At 70.6% G+C, this 15,573-nt stretch carries 22 protein-coding genes; all 22 read right to left on the reverse strand.

Going from position 1 to position 15,573, the window contains the following annotated elements:
* Nucleotides 1–816 carry a phage/gene transfer agent baseplate hub protein gene (locus AC6BOR_RS06015; RefSeq protein ID WP_498060287.1) on the reverse strand — a complete coding sequence of 272 codons (816 nt, stop codon included), beginning with the start codon at nt 814–816 and terminating at the stop codon, nt 1–3.
* On the reverse strand, nt 817–3,147 hold the full coding sequence (locus AC6BOR_RS06020) for a phage distal tail protein, Rcc01695 family (RefSeq protein ID WP_498060617.1): 2,331 nt from the start codon (nt 3,145–3,147) through the stop codon (nt 817–819). It lies immediately after the preceding gene.
* Nucleotides 3,147–3,707, reverse strand: coding sequence for a tail tape measure protein (locus AC6BOR_RS06025; protein ID WP_498060288.1), 561 nt, complete (start codon nt 3,705–3,707; stop codon nt 3,147–3,149). Before AC6BOR_RS06025 ends, AC6BOR_RS06020 begins: the two co-directional genes overlap by 1 nt.
* Nucleotides 3,685–3,894, reverse strand: a complete 210-nt coding sequence (locus AC6BOR_RS06030) for a phage tail assembly chaperone (protein WP_498060289.1) — start codon at nt 3,892–3,894, stop codon at nt 3,685–3,687. The genes AC6BOR_RS06025 and AC6BOR_RS06030 overlap by 23 nt, the downstream gene beginning before the upstream one ends.
* Complete coding sequence (locus AC6BOR_RS06035; RefSeq protein WP_498060290.1) at nt 3,891–4,199, reverse strand: GTA-gp10 family protein; 309 nt, start codon at nt 4,197–4,199, stop codon at nt 3,891–3,893. Before AC6BOR_RS06035 ends, AC6BOR_RS06030 begins: the two co-directional genes overlap by 4 nt.
* The gene (locus tag AC6BOR_RS06040; RefSeq protein ID WP_498060291.1) at nt 4,196–4,603 is read right to left on the reverse strand and encodes a phage major tail protein, TP901-1 family; all 408 of its coding nucleotides are present in this window, start codon (nt 4,601–4,603) and stop codon (nt 4,196–4,198) included. Before AC6BOR_RS06040 ends, AC6BOR_RS06035 begins: the two co-directional genes overlap by 4 nt.
* Before the next feature lie 16 nt (nt 4,604–4,619).
* The gene (locus AC6BOR_RS06045) at nt 4,620–5,003 is read right to left on the reverse strand and encodes a DUF3168 domain-containing protein (RefSeq protein ID WP_498060292.1); all 384 of its coding nucleotides are present in this window, start codon (nt 5,001–5,003) and stop codon (nt 4,620–4,622) included.
* A complete protein-coding gene (locus AC6BOR_RS06050) occupies nt 5,000–5,155 on the reverse strand; it encodes a hypothetical protein (protein ID WP_498060293.1) in 156 nt (51 codons plus the stop codon). Before AC6BOR_RS06050 ends, AC6BOR_RS06045 begins: the two co-directional genes overlap by 4 nt.
* Entirely contained in the window at nt 5,152–5,499 is a 348-nt protein-coding gene (locus AC6BOR_RS06055) for a phage head completion protein (protein WP_498060294.1), read from the reverse strand. Before AC6BOR_RS06055 ends, AC6BOR_RS06050 begins: the two co-directional genes overlap by 4 nt.
* Nucleotides 5,500–5,568: 69 nt before the next feature.
* Nucleotides 5,569–6,090, reverse strand: coding sequence for a head-tail connector protein (locus tag AC6BOR_RS06060; protein ID WP_086117084.1), 522 nt, complete (start codon nt 6,088–6,090; stop codon nt 5,569–5,571).
* Complete coding sequence (locus tag AC6BOR_RS06065; RefSeq protein WP_498060295.1) at nt 6,090–6,383, reverse strand: phage fiber-tail adaptor protein; 294 nt, start codon at nt 6,381–6,383, stop codon at nt 6,090–6,092. The genes AC6BOR_RS06060 and AC6BOR_RS06065 overlap by 1 nt, the downstream gene beginning before the upstream one ends.
* Before the next feature lie 40 nt (nt 6,384–6,423).
* The gene (locus tag AC6BOR_RS06070) at nt 6,424–6,792 is read right to left on the reverse strand and encodes a hypothetical protein (RefSeq protein ID WP_094473985.1); all 369 of its coding nucleotides are present in this window, start codon (nt 6,790–6,792) and stop codon (nt 6,424–6,426) included.
* A 45-nt stretch (nt 6,793–6,837) separates the two neighbouring features.
* Nucleotides 6,838–7,020: a hypothetical protein gene (locus tag AC6BOR_RS06075; protein WP_498060296.1), complete on the reverse strand. Its 183-nt coding sequence runs from the start codon at nt 7,018–7,020 to the stop codon at nt 6,838–6,840.
* Between the two features lie 15 nt (nt 7,021–7,035).
* Nucleotides 7,036–9,777, reverse strand: a complete 2,742-nt coding sequence (locus AC6BOR_RS06080) for a hypothetical protein (protein WP_498060297.1) — start codon at nt 9,775–9,777, stop codon at nt 7,036–7,038.
* The gene (locus AC6BOR_RS06085; RefSeq protein ID WP_498060299.1) at nt 9,777–9,995 is read right to left on the reverse strand and encodes a hypothetical protein; all 219 of its coding nucleotides are present in this window, start codon (nt 9,993–9,995) and stop codon (nt 9,777–9,779) included. The genes AC6BOR_RS06080 and AC6BOR_RS06085 overlap by 1 nt, the downstream gene beginning before the upstream one ends.
* Nucleotides 9,992–10,570: a hypothetical protein gene (locus AC6BOR_RS06090; RefSeq protein ID WP_498060300.1), complete on the reverse strand. Its 579-nt coding sequence runs from the start codon at nt 10,568–10,570 to the stop codon at nt 9,992–9,994. Before AC6BOR_RS06090 ends, AC6BOR_RS06085 begins: the two co-directional genes overlap by 4 nt.
* A gap of 63 nt (nt 10,571–10,633) precedes the next feature.
* Nucleotides 10,634–11,617: a phage major capsid protein gene (locus tag AC6BOR_RS06095; RefSeq protein WP_498060301.1), complete on the reverse strand. Its 984-nt coding sequence runs from the start codon at nt 11,615–11,617 to the stop codon at nt 10,634–10,636.
* Nucleotides 11,598–12,026 (reverse strand): HK97 family phage prohead protease, encoded by a 429-nt coding sequence (locus AC6BOR_RS06100; protein ID WP_498060302.1) that lies wholly within the window; start codon nt 12,024–12,026, stop codon nt 11,598–11,600. The genes AC6BOR_RS06095 and AC6BOR_RS06100 overlap by 20 nt, the downstream gene beginning before the upstream one ends.
* Nucleotides 12,023–12,328 carry a DUF6127 family protein gene (locus AC6BOR_RS06105; RefSeq protein ID WP_086117075.1) on the reverse strand — a complete coding sequence of 102 codons (306 nt, stop codon included), beginning with the start codon at nt 12,326–12,328 and terminating at the stop codon, nt 12,023–12,025. The genes AC6BOR_RS06100 and AC6BOR_RS06105 overlap by 4 nt, the downstream gene beginning before the upstream one ends.
* Entirely contained in the window at nt 12,325–13,452 is a 1,128-nt protein-coding gene (locus AC6BOR_RS06110; RefSeq protein WP_498060303.1) for a phage portal protein, read from the reverse strand. The genes AC6BOR_RS06105 and AC6BOR_RS06110 overlap by 4 nt, the downstream gene beginning before the upstream one ends.
* Before the next feature lie 222 nt (nt 13,453–13,674).
* Nucleotides 13,675–15,060 carry a DNA-packaging protein gene (locus tag AC6BOR_RS06115; RefSeq protein WP_498060304.1) on the reverse strand — a complete coding sequence of 462 codons (1,386 nt, stop codon included), beginning with the start codon at nt 15,058–15,060 and terminating at the stop codon, nt 13,675–13,677.
* An 18-nt stretch (nt 15,061–15,078) separates the two neighbouring features.
* Nucleotides 15,079–15,570: a hypothetical protein gene (locus tag AC6BOR_RS06120; RefSeq protein WP_498060305.1), complete on the reverse strand. Its 492-nt coding sequence runs from the start codon at nt 15,568–15,570 to the stop codon at nt 15,079–15,081.
* Nucleotides 15,571–15,573 lie beyond the last annotated feature (3 nt).

The raw sequence follows: 15,573 nt of genomic DNA on the forward strand, positions 1-15,573 counted from the left end.
TCAGCCTCCGATCCGGGTCAAAAGATCGCCGCCCGGCACGTGCGGTTCGCCGCGAAAATTCAACGCGTTGCCAAAGCGGTCGCGGCAGGTGGCAAAGCGCTTGTCGCAGCCCTCGGTCAGCTGCACCCGGTCGCCCACTGCCAGTGCCAGCGGCTCGTCCAGCTGCAGGCAATCGCCATCGGCCGCCACGATCCGCCGCTCCAACCCGGCCGCCGCGCCATCCAGCACCAGCAACCGGCCCTCGCCATGATCGGCCGCCACGATGCCATCCACCCGGCACCGCCCAGGCGCGGCCGCAGCCACCATGCCGAGCCGGCGACGGCCACGCAGGCTGATCCGGCAGCGGGCATCGCCCAGTTCGGCCCGGCATTCCGGCGAGCAAAGCTCCACCACGCTGGCCTGCAGCGCCGCCGCCGGGCTTTCCAGCGTGGCGACAAAGCCGGCGTCACTGCCCTCCCCCACCGCAACATCGCCCAGCGTGCCGCTGGCCAGCGCCACCTGGCCGGCCGCCGGATCGCGCCAATCCACCAGGAACAGCCGCAGCCGCGCCCCATCCCAGCGCCCGGCCAAAAGATCGGCCCGGGTCAGCGCAGATGATGACAAGCCGCCCGCCACCTCCAGATCATCGGCGCTCACGCCATCGCCCAGCACGATGGCCGAAGGCGACATGCCGGGCCGCGCCAGATGCACCAGCCCATCCACCAGCAGGTCGCGATCATGGCTGGTGAAGCCCAGCGCCACGCCATCGGCGCGCACCAGCCGCCAGCACAGCGCCAGATGGGTGAGATCGTCCTGAACAATGGCATGGCTGGCCATTCAATCCTCCCGGATTTCGATCAGCGGCACCGATGGCAGCTCGCCGGCCCGCCAGCCGGCGATCGACACCTCGATGCGGTCAGCCGCAAAACGCACCGGCACATCAAAGCGATAACCGGCGGTGACCGCCGCGCCGGCGGGCGGCGGCTCGGCAAAATCAATGCGGCCGCCGGGCGTCAGCGACCAGCCCGCCACCTGCTCCACCCCGGCCACCGCCACCCGCACGCTGTCGGGCCAGGGCCGGGTGATGCGGCGCACCTGGGCGTCCTCCACCCCGGCATCGGCATAGGTCTTGATGAGGGCAAAGCGCGTGGTGCTGCCACTGCCCTGCCCCAGAAATTGATCGGTGGCGGCCGGTGCCCCGCCATCGGCGGCGCTGCTGTTGTCCAGCGGGTCGAGAAAACGAAACCCATGCGCCTGGCCGCGCCGCGCCCGGAAGAAACTGACCAGCCGTTCCAGATCGGCTTCCGAGCGGATGCCCACGCCGGCATCAAATTCCAGCCGAGCATCGGCCCAATCGGCGTTGCGCTGCTCGGCACCCGATCCCGTCACCACCACCTGGGTCGAAAAACCGGGGCCGCCGGTGGCGCCAAAGCCCAGCTCCAGCGGAAAGCGCACATCGTGAAAGGCCGGCATGGCGGCATCTCCCTCATCATCCAGGGCAAAGGGGGTGAAGCCATCGCGCGCCACCTGCGGCCAAGCCCAGATGAACACCTGGCTGGCCGCCGATCTGGCTGCCGCATCGGCAATCAATGGCCAGTGCGCCTGGGCATCGCTGGCGTTCAGCACAAAGCCGGCCAGATAATGCTGCTGCGCCAACGGATAGCCCAATGCCCCGGCCACCGCCGCCCGCGCCCGTGCCTGACCGGCCTGATTGGCTGAGGTGACGAACGAATAATCCTCCAGCTGCAGCACATCGAAGGCCGGATGGGCCCAAGCCGCCGGCATATTGGCACGCGCCAGATCGAGCCGGTCGGCCAGCAGCACCTGCGGCGCATAGAACAACAAATGCGATACCGTGCCCGCCGGCGCCGCCGCCACCATGCCGGCTGTCGCTTCCGCCAGCCGCGCCCCACACCAGTCCAGATACGCCTGCTCGGCCGCGCTCTTGCTGCCCTTCACGTCCAACATGGCCGGCGGCGGGCTGCCGGTTTCCAGCTGCCAGCGCGCCGCCGTGGCGGCATCATAAAGGCAGGGCCGGTCATCGGGCCCCACCCACCACCAGGGCTCCCCCACCTGAAAGGCCGGCGCGGCGCCCGCCGGCAACAGCGCCATGGCCGCTGCCACCACGCTGCACAACCAGGCCTGGGCTTGCGTCTGGCAAGGCGACAGCAGCGCCGATGGTGGCACCCAGCCGGTCAGCCCCATCGCCCCCGTGGCATCCCGCTGCGCCCAGTCGGCCGGGCAGTGCGCGGCAAACAGCTCCATCGACAGCGACAGGATGGGCGCAAAGCCCAGCTGATGCGCCCGCGCCAGGAAATCCCGGTGCCAGGCCATCGCTGGGCCGCACAAGGGCCGCGCCGGATCAACAACATAGCCCCCCGCCCCATCCGGCTGCAGCGCCATGAAATGGCTCATGCCCAGATAATGGGTGATCGCCCCGCGCCAGCCCAAAAGCAGTGCCTGGGTCAGGATGCGTTCGGGGGTCTGATTGTACAGATCGTCATAGGCCGTGCACAGCCGCCAGTCGTGCGGCGGCAGGCCGGGCTCGCCAGCCGGCAACACGGCGCCATCGCCATCCACCAGCAGGTTGGTCAGCCGCACCTGCCCCTGCGCCACGGCGGCCAGCGGGGCATCCACGCCGTCATGGCCAGGCGGCACCAGGCTGATGAACAGCCGGTCAATATCGCCGGCCCACACCGGATCGGCCTCACCCGGCAACAGAAAGCCGCCGGCCAGCGCATCAAAATCCAGCGCAATCTCGGCATCGGCCGGGCTGCCCTCGGCATAATTCCAAAGCCGCACATACCAGGTGCGCGGCTGCCCGCCGGCATCGCGCCCCTCAATGGTCAACACCGGGCCGTTCACCGCATCCAGCGGCAGCACCGCCCCGCTCGATTGCCAGCGAAACCGCCACACCAGCCCGCGATAATCCCGCCGGGTCGCCAGCGCGCTCAGGGGATGGCTCCAGCGGTCGGCCGATTCCCAGATCAACCCGGCCAGATCGGCGCGGCGCTGGAACTCCACATCCACCACCAGGGTCTCATCGCCCTCTGTGGTCACGCTCGCCATCATCGGCCGCGGGAAATCCACCAGCCAGAACGACGGATCAAAGCGCCGGATCCAGCGCGTGCGCCCGCGATCCTCCGGCCCGGCCAGCCACCAGCGCATCATGGCCGCACCCGGTCCAGCGTGCGCGCCACCGCCCGCGCCACCTGCGCGCCGGTCTGCCGCATCGCTTGCGCATTGGCCTCACGCGGGGCCGCCACATTCACCGTCAGCTGGATCGGCGCCCGGCCGCCGCCATTGGCCTCCACCCGGCCGGCCGCCGTGGGCACGAACACTTCGGGCCCGCGTTCGCCCACCAGATAGGGGCGCCCCGCCGCCACCGGGCCGCCCGTGGCCCGCCCCGGCAGGCCGAACAGCCCGCCCAGAAAGCCCGCCAGCGGCCGCGCCGCGCCGCCACCAAACAGGCTGCCCAGATCCATGCGCAGCGCACCCTGGCCGATCTCGCCCAGCGCCCTGAGCGCAATGAAACGCAGCTCGTCAAAGCCCAGCTTGCCATCCGACAGCGCCCGCCCCAGCGAGCGCGACAGGCCCAGCCCGGCCCGCTCCAGCCCGCCGGCAAAGGGCCCATCCAGCGTGCGCTGCATGTCCGCCACGCCGGCCATGAAGCCGCCGGTATCGGCGCGCACCTGCACCACCAGTTCATCCACAGGATCGTTCAGCATCGGGAAACCGCTCCATCATCTGCGCCAGCAGGCCGGCATCCGCGGCCGCCGCCTCCGCCGGCCCATCCTGCCCCAGGCAGGTGCGCAGCTCGGCCGGGGTCGCCGCCCAGAACTCCGCTGGCCGCCAGCCCAGCACCAAGGCCGCCGCATGGCAGCCGCGCCGCGCCGCATCGGCAAAGCGGCTCATCCCGCCCCGACCAAGATCTGGCCCAACAGCACGCGCAGCGCCGGGGTCGCCGCCGCCAGTCCACCGGCCACCAGCGCCTCGCCAAAATCGGCCCGGTCACAGCCCGGTTCCGGCGCGCAATGCCACAACAAGGCCGCCATCTCGTGCAAGGTCAGCTGCCCCGCCGCCGCCCGCTCACACAGGGCAAACAACGGCCCCAGCTCGGCCTCGGCCGCCACCAGCGCGGCAAAGCTCGGCCGGATCAGCACCGGGCGTCCGGCCAGCACCAGGCTTGCCTCCCCCCGCACCGCATTGGCGCCACTCATGCCGCCACCACTGGGCCGCTCGATTCCAGCTGCAGCGTGTAGGTGCGCTCGCCATTGAAATCGCCGGCATAATCCAGCCGGCTGATCAGGAAACGCCCGGTCACCGTCTCGCCGCTTTCAAACTGCACCTGGTAATCATCGATGGTGCCGGCCAGCGCGGTGGCCTTCACCCGCGCCTCTGCAGCCGATCCGGTGAACACGCCACTGCCCGAAAGCGAGACCGACCGCACCCCGGCGCCCGACAGCAATTCGCGCCAGCCGCCGCTGCCCTGGTTGGTCACCACCACGGTCTCGGTGTTCACGCTCATCTGCGTGGTGCGCAGGCCGGCCACCGTGGTGAACGCCAGCGGCACCGCGCCATTGCCCACCTTCAACAGAAAGGCGGAGCCCTTTTCGATCGCCATGATTGCCGTCCCTTCCTCAGATTGCTTCCGTCACGATGCGCAGCTCGATCAGGCCCGGCCGCCAGCCATCCTGCGGGTTGCCCAGGCTCTGGCGCAGCAGCCGCGCCGAAATGATCCGGTGCCCGGCCCATTCGCCGGAAATGCCGGCCACCGCCGCCTCCACCGCGCCCAGCAGCTGCTTCAACCGCGCCACGCCCGGCCGGTCGTCCCAGGCCGTCACCGCCACCCGATGCTCGTGCGCCACACCGCTCTTGTGCCCGGCATCGCCCATCAGATCGGGCCCGATCACCAGATAAGGTGCGGCGGCATCCAGCGCCGGCCCGTCATACACGCCGGTCACGCCGGGCACGCCGCCCAGCGCCGCCACCAGCGCCTGCTGCACCGCCAAACTCGCGCTCATCGCTCATCTCCCGGCCACAACTGGCGCGGATCGGCCAACCGGTCCCGCCGGCCAAAGCGCGCCTGGCCATCCCGGCGCACCCGCGCCACCAGCGCCGCCGCCAGCGCCGCGCCCTGAGCGCGCAACCGCGCCACCAACACTGTCGCATTCATGCCAGCCCCCGCCCTTCACAGCGCAGCACCACCCGGTCGGGCACGCGCGGATCATCCTCCACGCCCAGCACATGCAGCCACTGGCCGCGCCAGCGCAGCCGCAGCAGCAGCGCGCCAGCGCCCGCCAGTTCCGGCCGCGCCCGCATCACCACCCGCCAGCGCCGGCCTGAACGCCGCGCCTCGCCCGCCGTCAGGCTGCCCGCACCATCCGGCACCACCCCGGCAAAGCCGCTGCCCAGCACCGTCCACGCCCCGGCATCGTCACCCGCCAGATCGCGCGCCGGCTGCCACTGCTCCACGTCAACCCGTTCGGCCAACTGGCCGGCCAGTTCGTCCGCCATCATCCGTGCTCCCGCTTCCGGTCCCGACCCGCTCATCCTGAGCCTGTCGAAGGATGCACCTCAGGCCCCGCCTCAAGCCAATGCCATCCGCCGCCACGGCCGCCATAGCGCCGCCACGGCGGCCGGCGGCGGGCCGGCATCGGCGGCATCGCGATGGCTGTAGAAATGGCTCACCAGCCGCACGATCCCGGCGCGCAGCGGCTCCGGCACGCCGTTCCAATCGGGTGCCAGCCCGGCGCGGAACCGCGCCGCCACCGCGCCTTGCGGCGGCCGCGTCAGCCGCACCCAGCCGCTGCCATCGGCCGTCACCTCCGCCTCCCAGCCATCGGCCAGCGCGGCCGGCCCGGCAAACACGCCGCTCACCTGCACCACCGGCGCCACCGCCAGCCGCTGCCAGGCCAGATCGCCGGCCAGCCGCTGTTCGCCCTCGCGCTCGATCAGCCATTGGCCGGTGAACGCCTCGCAGAGCGCCATGGCGGTGCGGATATGCCCGGCAATCAGGCCATCCTCGTCATCCCGCTCCAGCCGCAGCGCGGCCTTGCATTCGGCCAGGCCCACCACCATCGGGCCGGCGTCCAGGGAAATCGCTGCCATCACCGGTCCTCCACCCGCACCACCAGGGTGCGTTCATCGCTGTTGCCGTCGGCCAGCATGATGCGGTTGACCACGCGATACAGCTGGCCTGCCCGTCCGCCGCCCAAGGTGATGGCGGTGCGGCCATCGGCGAGGCGCGGCGCGCTCAGCGTCAACGCCGCGGCCACCCCGGCCTGATCCGGCAGCACCTGCCAGTCCGATGCCACGATGCTGCGGCCGGCCAGATAATCGCTCTGCCAATCCACCTGATATTCCAGGCGCCCGCCCGGATCCTTCAGGAACACGCCGGTCATGCCGCCCGTCCTTTCCCTGTTGCCGCGTTCAAAACCATGTTCACAACGGCGCCCCGATCACGAAATCCCAGCCCGCCACGTTCAGCGCCACGCCGGCCAGCACCGCGGCCGGCGGACAGGTCGTCACCTGCAGCACGCGGCCGGCGCCATCATCGATCAGGGCGACATGATCGGCGGTGCCATTGGCCAGCGCCACCAGCCCGGCCTTGCCCGCCACCGTCAGCCGCCGGCCACCCCCGGCGCTGGTCCCCAGGCTGAAATCGCCGGGGCCCAGCGTCGTCTCTGCCAGTCGCGCCGCATCGGCCGCGGCCACATCGGCCGGCTGACCATTGGTCACCACCAGCCGGGTTGCGCCCGCCACCACGGCCAGCGCCGCATCCAGCACCGATGCATCGGCAAATTTCGCCATCGCCTGCACTCCCCTTGAATTCCTGTTGCCCGCCGCGCCGCCGGCTCAGCTGCGGCCCACCACCAGCACCGTCGGCGCCGCCGCCACGCGCAGCACCGGCCCGGCCGGCGCGCTGGCGCTGATGATCGTCACGTCACTGGCCCCAGCACTGGCCGGGCAGGTCGCCGCCTCGGGCGCGATCAGCACCGGCGGCTGGGCCAGGCACAGGATGAAATGCGTCAGGATCATCGCCGCCCTTCCCGTTCAGGCCGCCACAATTGGCAGCGGCCGTTCCCGCAGCACCGTCACCCCATCGGCGGCCATCATCCGCACCGTCACGTTGCGGGTGCCGGTCCAGCGTTCGGTGGCGACCAGCCTGGCCGGCCCACGGGTGGCCACGGCCACGCCGGCCAGCCCGGCGCCGGTGCGGTTGCTGCCCTGCAGCGGGTTGCCCGGCCGCACCCCGGCGCTGAAATTCACGCCGCCCCGATGGGTCTGGTCGTCATACAAGATGCCATCCAGCGCCCGTTCGCTGTTCCGTTCGTCGGGCAGATCGGTGGGCCCGAACGGCCAGCGCCGGGCATAATCCACGCGCAGGTTCGCGCCCGCCGCCGCCCAGGCGGTGCCGCCATCGGCCGGGGTCAGGATCGCCCGCGTGCCCGTCGCGTCCAGCGCCACGGTGAAATTCGGGTTGCCGGTGGCGGTCAGGGTTTCGCTTTGCCCATCGGCCCGGCCAAAGCTGGTGCCGTTGTTCAGGCTCACCCAGAACTGGTTGGCGCTGATCGCCGCGCCGTTCAGCGTGCGGCAGGCGCGGCCCAGCTCGATCTGCACCGTGGCGCGGCCGTTGTCGCTCCAGGCGGCCAGCACGCGCGGGCCGTGTGCCTTGATCGTGCGATCCCAATGCCAGGCCAGCACGCGCCCCAGGCTGCGGCCAAGCCGGGCCTGGCCCACCTGATTTTCATCGCTCACCGGAGAACCGCCGGTGTTGGCCAGCGCCCCGGCCGCATTGTTGAAGGCGCAGTGCAGCGAACCGGTGCCGCCATCGGTGGCCGGGTTGGGCTTGCCGTCCATCACGATATCGGCCCAGTATGGCCCCAGCACGCCGCGCCCGGCCAGCGCCGCGTTCAGCTGCGCCACGAAATCCAGATGCTCCTGCCGTTTTGATACCAGGCTGGAAAGGTCGCTGGGTTCGCGGTGGCCGCGCCACGGCGGCATGACGATGAACGGCGCGCTGGCGGCGTTGCTGAACCGCGCATCGATGGCCGCGACATAGCTGGCGCGCACCGCGCTGTCCGAACTCATGTTCGGCGTCCACATCATCATATGGGCATCGATGTGCCGGTTGAGCGCGGCGGCATAGGCTTCCACCACGCCGCTGGCATTGCCGCTGCTGGCGCCGGCCACCGCGCCGATATTGCCAAGGAAGGTCCAGCTGGCATGGCCGCCGTTCACCGTGGTGTTGTTGGCCCAGTCCGCCATCACCGTGCCGTTGATCGCCATGTTGCAGATCAGCAGCGGGTGGCCGGGGTTGGCGCTATTCCAGTCGTTCACGAACAGCACCGCGCCATGGTTGTTGGCCGGGGTGGCGCCGCTGACCAGGCGGCTCACGGTCAGGCTGGGCTGGGCATAGGTGGCGGCGGTGCCGCCGGTCTGGTTGTTCAGCTTGACCAGCACGCCTTGCGCGCCGCTGGCCACCGCGATGTTCAGATTGTTGCCGCCGGCGGTGCCGCCTTCGAAGATCAGTTCCATGCCGGATTGGCCATTGATGCACACCGCTGTGCCCACCAGCCAATCATCCGAGCTGGCCGACAGGCCGGGATCGGCGACATAGCGCACGCGCAGGCGATAGGGCCCGCCCACCGGCAGCGTGTCGCTCACCTGCCAGGTGGCGCCGCTCTGGCTGGCCGGTGCGCCCCAATCCAGCCCGGTCAAGGCCGTGCTGTCGCTCATGCGCTCCCAGCGGCGTTCCACGGCCGCGCCATCATTGCGGGTGCCGGCCACCACGGTGGCGCGGGTGGCGCGCCCGCTGGTGAACTTCACCGCCGGGTTGGTGATGGCCGGCGCACCGCCATACCAGTGGGTGGGGGCGATATCGCCTGTGTCCACCAGGCCGCCGGTAAGGGCGTTCCAGTCCTGCTGCGCCAGCGTGGCGGTGCCGGCGGTGCCGCTGTTGGCAAGGCCGGCGGTCAGCGTGCGCAGCGTCCAGTGATAATCGAGGTTGCCGCGCCCCTGATCGCAGTTGGCATAGGGCAGGGTGCCGGCATTCTGCGCCGCGACCAGGCTGGCATAGGTGTGGAACGGGTTGGCCCCGCCGCCGGCCAGCGCCGCAATGGCATCATGGTGCGGCCGGTTGTTGGCCGTGTCCCACGGGAAATCGCCGGCCGCCAGTGCCACTTGTTCCATGGCAACGCCCACGGGCGTGCGGGTGGAACCGGTGCCGGCCGCAGCGAAAATCTGCCGCAACAGGGCCCCCGTGGTGCCGCTGATCCAGGCCGACGCGATGGCCGTGGCCGCCACCTGGCTCGATGGCGCGGCGCTGCCCACCTGGCACACCGCGCCCCAGCCCCGCCACACCGGGCTGGCGTTGCTGCCGGTGTTGGTGACGCCTTCGATCACCAGCCACACGCTGGGCGTGGCGCTCATGGCTGTAATGCCGGCGAACTGGCCCTCGGCCCCGGCCGTGCCGGCAAAGGCCTCGGTGCTGCCGCTGCGATAGCGGGCGGATGGCCGCAGCGCATTGGCCGATCCGGTGCCAAAGATGCGCAGCGCCGTGTCATCGCCCGAAGCGAAATTGCCGGCATTGTTGGCATCGCTGCCCAGCATGGCATAGCCGCCGTTGAGCGTGAAACCGCTGCCCGGAATGCGCACGAACATCGCCCGCCAATGGCCCATCAGTTGGCCCGTCTGGCCGCCAATGCTGCGGCCGGCGCCGGCATAGCCGGTCTTGATGATGGCCGCGCTGAGCCGCAGATCGGTCGCGCCCTGGGTTTGCACCTGAATTGCCATCAGCCGTTCACCACTGCCAGGCCAGCAGGTTCCCCCACCAGCACGAAATAGGCCCCCGCCGGCGTGGCGGCATTGGGCACCAGATCGCCTACCGCCACCGTGCCCCAGGCCGTTGTCACGCTGCTGCCCGAAAGGCTGAAATCCGGCACGCCGGCCGGGGCCACGCGCCGTCCGCCCATCTGCCCCACCCGCCCCACCGCGCCGATCAGGCCGATCATGGCGCCACCGGCACGATGGTCAGGCTGCCATCGCTGTTGTTGTCGCGCACAAAGCTGATGAACTGGCCGGCGGTGATCCGCAGGTGGAATTTCTCATCCGCCGCCAACGGAATGCTGCCAGCGCCCACGCTCGCTGCCACCGCGGCATCGCCCACGCGGAAAAACCCGCGCACCGATGCGTGCAGCAACACTTCGGCCGCCGCCACCGCCGCCGATCGCACCTGGCCGCTGCCCGCCGTCGTCAGGCGTTGCCCGGCGGCAAAATCATAGGCGCGGGTGGTCGTCGCCAGTGCTTGCACCGCCACCGGCACCGCCGCGCTGCGCAGCTGCGCATCGGTCAACGGCCCGCTCACCGTGATGGTGGGCGCCGTGCCGATGTTCACCACCGGCGGCGCGGCAAAGCCCGGCAGGCTGCCGCCCAGGCTCACCGGCAACCGAAACCCGTCCGCGTCGGCCACGCGCAGTGCCGCGTCGGCCGCGCCAAAGGCCAGCTTGGCAAAGGGCCAGTGCACGCCGGCAATTTCGTCGGTGGCAAAGGCCACGCCCACGGCGGGCGCCGTCACATTGTCGGGCATTGCGATCTCCTTGAAAAAATGGGGCCGGCGGCAGGGGGTCAGTCCGCCGGCCCCGGCCACGCCTCAGGCCGAAAAGCGCATCAGCTTGATGGCGCGGCTGTCCAGCACCGCCCCGCCCACGCGGCGGGTGGCATAGAAATGGACATAGGGCTTGTTGCTGTACGGGTCCTTCAACACCACGGTCTCGCGGCGCTGGGCGATCAGGTAACCGGCCTGGAAATTGCCAAAGGCAATGCTCAGGCTGTCGGTGCCCACATCCGGCATCGCATCGGCTTCCACCACGCGATAGCCCAGCAGCGTCTGCGGCTGGTCCGGCCCCAGGCCCGGCTGCCAGATGAAGGCGCCATCGCTGGTCTTGAACTTGCGGATGCGGGCCAGCGTCGCGCTGTTCATCACCCACACCGCGCCCTGGCGATAGGGGCTGGCCAGCGCGTGCACCAGATCGATCAGCCGGTCCTGCGGGTTGGTCGCCGCAAAGCCGCCGGCCGCGCCCGAAGTGACGAACTGCAGCGTGCCAAAGGCGCGCGTCGCATCCGCCGTCGCCGCCGTGGGCGCGCTCAGGAAACCGCGCGGCTTGTTCACGCCGTCGCCGCCCACAAAGGCCACGCCCTCGGCCCGGGCAAATTCGCGCCCGATCTCCTCGCCCAGCCAGGTTTCCACATTGAACCCGGCATCATCCAGCATGGCCTGGCTGGCCGCCGGATTGGCATAAAGCTCGCCCATCGGCGGGGCGATCTCGGCAAAATCCGGCGTGTCCGTCTCGGGCCGCGCCTGCGTCTCCGAAACCCAGCCCGAAACCACGCCGGTGGTGGTGATCAGCCGGCGATAATTGGCCGAACCCACCTCCACCACCTGGGCGATGCTGCGGATGGGCGATGCGGCCCGCAACACCCGGTCGATGGTCGCATCAATCTCCAGCGGCACGCCCAGCCCGCCCTTGGCCGGCGGCGTCATCGTCACCGCCTTGGCCTCCAGCGCCGGCCGGCCCGGGATCTCCACACCGGCATCAAACACACCGGCCAGATTGTCAGATTTCACTTCCAGCATCCGTCTGCTCCTCCTGCCAGCCCAGCACCCGCGCCTCGCCCTGCATGGGAAAGGTCACGAGCGAGACTTCAACCAGCTCCAGCCGCTCCAGCCGGCGGCCATTCCGGGTCGGGCTGGCGGCCTTCACCCGGTATCCAAAGCTCAAGCCATCGATGGCGCCGGCCTTCACCAGCGCCGCGGCCTCGCTACCCCGGCCCTCGGCCACGATGCGCGCGGTGATGCGCAGGCCGCGGCCATCCTCGGCCAGGCTCTCAACGAACCCGATCGGTTCATCCTGCTTGTGCTGCCACAACAGCGGCAGGGGTACGGCGGCGCCGGCAAAGGCGCCCTTCACCACCACATCGCCGCCCTTGTCGGGCCGGCCGAACACCGATGCATAACCAGCGATCCGCAAGGCCTGCCCGCTCATGGCCGGCCGCCTTCCACCAGGCCCAACTTGAACGCGATGCCCACCAGCAACAGCGCGACCGCACTGCGCACGGCCCAGCCAACCAGGCTCTTCAGCGCCGATTTCTTCACATCGCGCCAGCCCTGCACCAGCTGGCGCAGTTCGCCGATATCGGCCCCGGCATGGTCATCGGTCAGGCCCAGCCGGGCCAGCGCCCGCGCCGCCCCGGCTTCCGCCGCCTCCTCGATCACCGCCTGCAGCGTCACCCGCGCCGCGCCCTGGGCCTCGGCCTGCGCCAACAGCCCTTCCAGGATCGTGCTCATTGGCCATCCCCTTCAGAAAGACCCAGAATCCGCCGCTTTTCCGCTGCATCCAGGAAATCGGCGCCCCGCACCTGTTCCCACAATCGGGCGCGATCCTCGGCCAGCGCCGGAATGTCATCCTTGGCCACCACCAGGGAAAGGCCGGGCCACCACCAGCCCAGCCAGGCCGAAAGCCCACCCAATATGCGCGCCAGCAACGGCAGCAGCGTCAGCCGCCACAGCGCCACATTGGCCTCGCGATAATTGGCATAGGTGTTGTCCCCCTTCAGCCCGATCAGCAGCGGCGGCACCCCCAGCGCCAGCGCAATGTCGCGCGCCGCCGCCTCGCGCATGCCGGCAAAATCCATCTCGGCCGGCGACAGGCTCAACGCCTGCCAGCTGAGGCCACCTTCCAGCAGCATCGGCCGCCCGGCATTGGCGGCGCCGGCAAAGGCGGCTTCCATCTCGGCCTTCAGCCGGGCATATTGGTCGGGGCTCAGCACCGATCCGTCACCAGGCTGGTATACCAAGGCGCCACTCGGCCGCGCCGCATTGTCCAGCAGTGCCCGGTTCCAGCGCGCCGCCGCATTGTGGATGGCAACCGCCCCCGCCGCTGCCGACAGGCAGCCCGCCCCCAGATGGTCATCCAGCGGATGAAAGCTGCGCAGATGCAGCAGGCTGCCCTCGCCCTCCACCGGATAGCGCCGCTCCTGCCCGCCGGCGCGATAGACATGGGCGACCGGCCAGCCCTGGCTGTCCGTCTCCACCCGCACCCGCTCGGGCCGCAGCGTGAACAGCGCACGCGGCAGGCCGTCGCCGCCACAGCCAGCCAACACATAGGCATTGCCGTGCAGCAGCAGATGCCCCGCCACGGTCTCGATCAGGCCCGGCCCCGATGGGCCGCTGCCGCTGCTGCCCAGCAACGCCAGCGCCGGATGGTCGCCCGGCCGGCTGTCCACCGGGGCACCGCCCGCCCCTTCGGTGATCATGCGGATCGCCCGCGCCGCCACCGGATTGCCCAGAAAGGCGCTGCGCACCTGCGCGCCATAATCCTGCGCCTCGTCTGCCAAGGGGCTGGCCCAGGCCGGTATGCCACGGGCCACGGGCGGGCTGGCGGATTTGGTCCGCAAAAACGGCAATCGCATGGCGCAACCCCTTCATGTTCAACGCTTCAAGATCCTCCCCCTCTGGGGGAGGTGGCAGCCGCAGGCTGACGGAGGGGGCCGGCAAACACCGCGCACCCCCAAAGATCCTCCCCCTCTGGGGGAGGTGCCGACCGAAGGGCGGCGGAGGGGGCGAGCCCGCACCGCATGCAAACCCCCGCCGTCCTGCAGGCTCCTCCCCCCCCGAGGGAGAAGATCACCGCCTCACAATTCCCTGATCCCCGGCACCGCCGGCCGGTCGCCCAGCAACAGCGCGGTCAACGCCCACACCGCCGCATCGGCGCGGTCAGGCGATGCCCCCGGCCCGGCATAACGCCCGCCCACCAGCAGGCCACACAGCTCGTCCTCCAACGCCGGGAACACCCCGGCATGGATCACCCGCCCTTCGGCATAGAGCGCCGCCACCGGCTCGGCCCGCGCCACCTTGCCCCGCGCCGCGCGCACGGCGGTGACCGGCAGCGCCGCATCCACCGATTTCACCATCGCCGTCACCATGGCGCCGCCCTGGTTCACTTCGGCCACCACCCGGTCGGCCTGCCATTTGTCCGCCGCGGCCACCACGGCCCGCGCCCAATCCTCCGGCCGCGCCGTGGCGATGCTCGCATCCGCCAGCACAAAGGCCCGGCCATCGCCGGCCAGCGCCGCCACGATGATGCCGCAGGTGCCGCCGCCGGCCGGCGGGTCCACCCCCACCACCACCCGCACCAGATCGGCTGGGCACCGCCCGCGCTGCCGGTCGATCAGCGCGCGGGTCCACAAGGCACCGTCCAGATCCTCGACAATCTCGCCCTCCAGCTCCTGCCGGCCGGTGATGCTGCCGCCAAAGCGGCGCTCCAGCGCGCCAACGAACCCCTTTGGCAAATATCGTTCATTGTCCCGCGTCCGCCCGCGCGTCACCACCACGCCCGGCTCGGCCAACAGCGCCTTCAGCCAGTTCAGCGGCAGCGGCGTTGTCGTCAGCATGATGCGCGGGGCGGGCCCCAGCCGGGTCGCCATGCGCAAATTCATCACCGTCTCTTCGCCATGGGCCCAATGGGCAAATTCATCCCCCCAGGCATAATCGAACTGGCCACCGCGCAGGCCGTCGGGCTCCGCGCCGGAATAAAGCCGCGCCTCGCTGCCATTGCACCAGATCAGGCGCTTGGCCGCCGGTTGCCAGCTCAGGCGCTGACCCGGCGGCAACAGCGCCAACAGGCCGGATTCGCCCTCCACCATCACGGCGCGCGCCGCATCCAGGCTGGGCGCCACCAGCGCAAAGCGGCGTCCGCCGGCCGCGGCCAGATCATGCACCCATTGCGCGCCGGCACGCGTCTTGCCAAACCCGCGCCCAGCCAGGATCACCCAGATGCCCCAATCCCCGGCCGGCGCCAGCTGCGGCGGGCGCAACGCGCCAGCGCCGGCCATTGCCGCCAACAGGGGATTTTCACCATTCTGGTTCAGCAAGCGTAGCTGCACCGCGCGCGGCAGCGCCCGAAATGTCTCCAGCAGCGATGCTGCCGGCTTGTGCTTGGCCATGGGCGGCTGCTCCCGCGCACGGGTCGGCACCATGGCCGCCCGGTTCCAGCATTCAGCCGCGCGCGGCCGCGTCATCCCCCTTGATCGGCCGGCTCAGCCCAGATCGGCCAGCGCCCGCAATTCGGCCCTGATCCGCGCCACATGGGCACCATCCACCGGCCGTGCGGCCGTGCCGCCGGCACGCGTCACCCCGCTGTCGCGCCGCGCCAATATTGCCAGCGCCAGCTTGCTGTCGCGCAGATTGCCGGTCTTGCCATCCTTGGCCTCGGCCTCGCTCAACAATTCCGACAGCAGGCGGTTTTCCACCCGTTCCCAGGCAATGGTGATCGCCTCCTGCCACTGGGCGGCAAATCCGGCATCGGCATCACGCACGCGATAGGCATCAAACACCGAAACGCCCAATTCCCGCGCCGCCACCGCCGGATCGCCACAGCGCGCCAGCGCATCCAGAAACACCAGCCGCTTGGCCCGTGTGCCAAACACCCGCCGCCCCAGCCGCGTGCGCGGCCGCCGCCCGCTGGCCCGCACCCGGTTCGGCGCAGTTGCAGGGGCCGGCGGCGCGGCCAGCATCAATTCGGTCACCATGGT

This window comes from Sandarakinorhabdus sp. FBCC-B8862 (assembly GCF_059745315.1).